Origin of the sequence: Stenotrophomonas capsici (genome assembly GCF_034961085.1) — a bacterium.
In the GTDB taxonomy this organism is placed as follows: Bacteria; Pseudomonadota; Gammaproteobacteria; order Xanthomonadales; family Xanthomonadaceae; genus Stenotrophomonas; species Stenotrophomonas capsici.
Genome location: NZ_JAYFUH010000122.1, coordinates 1 through 5405 on the forward strand (window position 1 = coordinate 1; position 5405 = coordinate 5405).

General features: G+C 67.1%; 3 protein-coding genes. All 3 read right to left on the bottom strand.

What is annotated here, in order from left to right:
* Nucleotides 1-51 precede the first annotated feature (51 nt).
* On the bottom strand, nt 52-1851 hold the full coding sequence (locus tag VA603_RS09535) for an autotransporter assembly complex protein TamA (RefSeq protein WP_323438660.1): 1800 nt from the start codon (nt 1849-1851) through the stop codon (nt 52-54).
* Nucleotides 1852-2156: 305 nt separating this feature from the next.
* A complete protein-coding gene (glyS, locus tag VA603_RS09540; RefSeq protein ID WP_323438661.1) occupies nt 2157-4250 on the bottom strand; it encodes a glycine--tRNA ligase subunit beta in 2094 nt (697 codons plus the stop codon).
* Nucleotides 4247-5158: a glycine--tRNA ligase subunit alpha gene (gene glyQ, locus VA603_RS09545; RefSeq protein ID WP_323438662.1), complete on the bottom strand. Its 912-nt coding sequence runs from the start codon at nt 5156-5158 to the stop codon at nt 4247-4249. Before glyQ ends, glyS begins: the two co-directional genes overlap by 4 nt.
* Nucleotides 5159-5405 lie beyond the last annotated feature (247 nt).

The following is a 5405-nucleotide window of genomic DNA, read 5'->3' on the forward strand; positions in this document are numbered from 1 at the left end:
CGGCGATGCGCGCCTCGCGCTCTTCCGGGCTCACCTCTTCCGGACGCCGGCTCACAGGTCCGCTCCGATGTTGAGGTACAGCTGGAACTGCGAGTCAGGGCTGTTCAGGCCGTGCGCGATGTCGATGCGCACCGGGCCCACCGGTGATTTCCAGCGCACGCCCAGGCCCACGCCGGTATGCAGGTCGATGGTGTTGTCGAAGGCGCTGCCGGTATCGACGAACACCGCCGCGCCCCACGGGCCGCCGCCGAAGTAATGCTCGTACTCGGCCGAACCGACCACCAGGTTCTTGGCACCCAGGGCGAACTTGTCCGGGGCCGGCGTGCGCGGGCCCACTTCACGGTAGGCGTAACCGCGGATGGAGCGGTCACCACCGGCGAAGTAGCGCAGGCTGGGCGGCATCGCCACCAGGTCGCTGGTCCAGGTGGTGCCGGCCTGGCCGCGCAGGATCAGGCGGTCACTCTCCCCCACCGGCACGTACCAGCGCACGGTCGCATCGGCCTGGACGAAGCTGGTGTCCGAGCCGGCGCCCTCGATGCCGGCGCGCATGGTCGCGTTGCCGCTCAGGCCGCGGCGCGGGAAGCTTTTGTCGTCCACGTCCACGTAATCGGCAGTCAACTGCGGGTAGACCAGCGTGGAGTACTGGTACACGGCGCTGTTGAACTGGTTGCCGGAGCTGTAGCGCCAGCGCTCGCGCAGGGCGTTCATCGAGACGATGGCATTCCAGTGCTCGTTGATCTCGCCGCTGCGGCTGGCGATCAGCTTGAAGTTGCGCAGGTCGATGTAGTCGGTCTGCTCGTCATAGACGCTCACCGCGTAGGTGTACCAGCCATCGAGCCACCGGAAGCCCGGCACGCGGTAGCTGGTGATCAGGCTCTTGCGCTTCTGCGCGTAGTCGACCTGGGTGTTGAGCTTGTGGCCGCGGCGGTTGACGTAGCGACGCTCCACGCCACCGCGCACACCGGCACCGCTCTCGCTGCCGTAGCTCAGGCCCGCGGTGTAGATGGTGCGCTTGGCACGGGTCAGCTTCACGTCCACCGGCACCTCGCCGCTCTCGTCGGCCTGCTCCGGGTGCGGCTGGATGTCGATGACGCTGAAGTAGTCCAGCTTGGTCAGCGACTCGCGCAGGCGGTCCAGCTTGCCTTCGTGCCAGTAGCTGCCCTGCTCCCAGTACACCAGCGGCTCGAACAGGTCCTGCCGAAAGTAGTCCTGCTGGAAGTTGATCGGCCCCATGTTGTAGCGGCGGCCGCTGTCCCAGGTGAGGAAGATGTCGGCGGCGTTCTCGGCGCGGGTGACTTCCACCTTGCGCTGGGTGAAGTCGGCGTCGAAGTAGCCACGTTCGGCCAGGCGGCGGGTGATGGTGATCTTGCTGGCTTCGTAGTTGACCGAGTCGAAGGGCTGGCCGCGCTTGGGCTGGAACGCCTCCAGGTCCTCCATCAGGTAGCGGTCGCGGCCGGCCGGGCCGGTGATGGCCAGTTCTTCCTGACGGACCCGGATCTGCTCGCCCTTCTCCACGCGCACGACCACGCGCACGTTGTCGCCCTCGCGCGGGCTTTCGATGGTGATGTCGGGGTTGTAGAACCCGAACGGCTCCAGCGCCTTGCGGGTCTGGCTCTCGGCCTGGGAGAGCAGGTATTCAAGCCGGGACTCGCCCTGCTGCTTGCCGATGACGTCATAGAGCGAGAGCGAGGCCTCGATGTTCTCGATCATCTCGGCGTCGTCGCCCTTGTCCAGGCCCTTGATTTCGACTTTCTGGATGGTGCCGCGGGCATGGGCGAGGGGCGCCGCCAGAAACAACGCGGCAGACAGGAGAAAAAGGGTGATTCGGGAAGGCTGCATGCACGCCAGCATACCGGGCTGGAGATGACTGGCAAAATCACAATGTGGCGGTTTTGCCACATGTGAAAGCGATGTAAATCCCAGGCGCGCTTGTGCCGGACGTCGCCGGTGGGCCTGCACTGCCGATCAGGCCGGAGCTGCCTCGGCCGCGAAGTCAGCAGCCCCTGCAACACCGACAACGGCCGCAACTTCATCGGCACACCGGCCCTTGCATGGACCGCCTTCGTGCGTGCTTCGCGGCCGGGGCCGCTCCTGCCGGAAGAAGAACGACGAAGGCCCGCTCGTGCGGGCCTTCGTCTGCGGCATGTCGCCCGCGATCAGCTGGACAGGTGCTCGATCGCCGCGACGCTGCCCAGGCGGTCACCCAGCGTGCGCAGCAACGCCAGGCGGTTGCCTCGCAGCGCCGGGTCCTCGGCGTTGACCATCACCGCATCGAAGAACGCATCCACCTGCGGGCGCAGGCGAGCCAAGCGGCCGAGCACGGCCACGTAGTCCTTGTGGTGCAGGCTGGCGCCGGTGTCGTCGATGGCCGCGGTCACGGCCTCGGCCAGCTCGCTCTCGGCCGGCTCGCGCAGCAACGCCGGGTCGATCATGCCCGGGATGTCGCCCTCGGCCTTGCGCAGGATGTTGCGGATGCGCTTGTTGGCTGCGGCCAGCGCCTCGGCTTCGGGCAGCTGGGCGAAGGTGCCGATGGCATCGATGCGGCGGTCGAAGTCGTACAGCGAGGCCGGCTTCAGCTCGGCCACCGCGTTGAAATGCGTGGCCGGCACGCCCTTGTCGGCGTAGTAGCCCTTCAGGCGGTCGATGATGAAGTCGTACAGATCAAGCCCAAGCGTCTCGGTATTGAGATCGGCACTGGGCTGTACCGCAGCGGGCAGCCCCTTGATCGCGGTAGCCAACAGCGTACGCAGGTCCAGATCAAAGCCCGACTCGATGACCGTGCGCGCCAACCCCAACGCATTGCGGCGCAGTGCGAACGGGTCCTTGTTGCCGGTCGGCTTCAGGCCCGCGGCAAAGCCGCCGGCCAGCGTGTCCAGGCGCTCGGCGATGGCCAGCACCTTGCCCAGCGGGCTCAGCGCGATGTCGTCACCGCCGAAGCGCGGCTGGTAGGCCTCGTCGATGGCCAGCGCCACGGCGGGCGACTCGCCGCCGGCCACGGCGTAATGGCGGCCGGCGATGCCCTGCAGCTCCGGGAACTCGTTGACCATGCGCGACTGCAGGTCGTTCTTGGCCAACTCGGCGGCACGCCGTGCCTGCGCCAGGTCCACCTCGACCTGGGCGGCGATGTGCTGGGCCAGCGTCGACACGCGCTGCACCTTGTCGGCCACCGTGCCCAGCTTGGCCTGGTAGGTCACGCTCTTCAGGCCCTCGCCCATCGCGGCCAGGCCCTGCTTGAGGTCCTCGTCGAAGAAGAACTTGGCATCGGAAAAACGCGGACGGATCACGCGCTCGTAGCCCTTGGCCACCTCGGCCACGTCCCTGGACTCGATGTTGGCGATGCCGATGAACTTCTCGGTCAGCTTGCCGCCGTCATCCAGCACCGGGAAGAACTTCTGGTTGATCTCCATCGTCTCGATCAGCGCTTCCTGCGGCACCGCCAGGAACTCGCGCTCGAAGCTGCACAGCACCGCCGACGGCCACTCGACCAGGTTCACGACCTGCTCCAGGTTGTCCTCGGTGATGCGCGCCACGCCGCCGGCCTGCGCGGCCGCGGCATTGACCTCGGCGACGATGCGCTCGCGGCGCGCGTCGGCATCGACCAGCACGCTGGCGGCCTTCAGCGACTCGACGTAGTCGTTCGGGTGGCTCAGCCACACCTGCTTGTCGGCCATGAAGCGGTGGCCACGGCTGAAACGGTCCGATTTCAGGCCCAGCAGCTCGGCCGGCACCACGTCATTGCCATGCAGCACCACCAGCCAGTGCACCGGGCGGGCGAAGGCGTACTCGTGGCTGCCCCAGCGCATCGGCTTGGGGATCGGCATCGCGGCGATGGCCTCGCGCACGATCTCCGGCAGCAGCGCGGCGGTCTGTGCGCCCGGGCTGACCGAACGCAGCACGAAGCGCTCGCCCTTGGCGTCGGTGGTGCGCTCCAGCGCGGTCCAGTCGATGCCGGCCTTGGCTGCGAAGCCCTGCAGCGCCTTGGTCGGCGCACCGTTGGCATCCAGCGCGATGTTCAGGTACGGGCCGAACACCTCCGAATGCTGCTCGGGTTGTTCGGTTTCCACGCCCGGCAGCAGCACCGCCAGGCGACGCGGGGTGGACAGCGGCTTGGCGCCCTCACGGTCAAACGCGATACCGCGCCTGGCCAGCCCGTCGATCATGCCATCAAAGAAGGCTTGCGCCAGGCCCGGCAGCGCCTTGACCGGCAGCTCTTCCACGCCCAGTTCGATCAGCAACGGTTGCATGCTCATGCCTGCACCTCCTTGGCGGCCACTGCTTCCAAGCGCTTGGCCTCGTACAGCTTGGCTACGGCCATGGCCAGCGTGCGCACGCGCAGAATGTAACGCTGGCGCTCGGTCACCGAGATGGCGCGGCGTGCATCAAGCAGGTTGAAAGAATGCGAGGCCTTGCAGACCTGTTCATAGGCCGGCAGCGGCAGGCCGGCCTCGACCAGCTTCTGCGCTTCCTTCTCGCAGGCGTCGAAGCGATGGAACATCTCCTCCACGTCGGCGTACTCGAAGTTGTAGGTGCTCTGCTCCACCTCGTTCTGGTGGTAGACGTCGCCGTAGCTGACCGGCGTGCCGTCCGGGCCGTAGGTCCAGACCAGGTCGTAGACGTTGTCGCAGTTCTGCAGGTACATGCACAGCCGCTCCAGGCCGTAGGTGATCTCGCCCAGCACCGGCTTGCACTCCAGGCCACCGGCCTGCTGGAAGTAGGTGAACTGGGTGACCTCCATGCCGTTGAGCCAGACTTCCCAGCCTAGGCCCCAGGCGCCGAGGGTCGGCGATTCCCAGTTGTCCTCGACGAAGCGCAGGTCGTGCACCAGCGGGTCGATGCCCAGCGCCTTGAGCGAATCCAGGTACAGCTGCTGGATGTTGTCCGGGCTCGGCTTCATCGCCACCTGGTACTGGTAGTAGCGCTGCAGGCGGTTGGGGTTCTCGCCATAGCGGCCGTCGGTGGGACGGCGGCTGGGCTGCACGTAGGCCGCGTTCCAGCTTTCCGGGCCGATCGAGCGCAGGAAGGTGGCCGGGTGAAAGGTGCCGGCGCCCACTTCCAGGTCCAGCGGCTGGATCAGCACGCAGCCCTGTTTTGCCCAGAAATCGTTGAGGGTCTGGATCAGGCCCTGGAAGGTGATTGGAACGGTGGGGGTCGCGGACATGCTGCCTGAGCCATGCGAAAGGGGTGCGCTAGTATAGCGAGCGGCCGCTCTTTGGCCGCGCCAGCAAGGGGTTCGGGGTGGAGCAACAGGCTGCAGGCAGCGCGCAGATACCACCGGTTCCGGTGCCGATCACGCCCGGTAAGCTGCAATTCTCCAACGTCGCCGCCGCCCTGCTGGGCGATGGCCTGGTGGCCGCGCACGACCAGGAGCGGATCCGCTTCTCGGCCCAGGGCGCGCGCAACCCCAG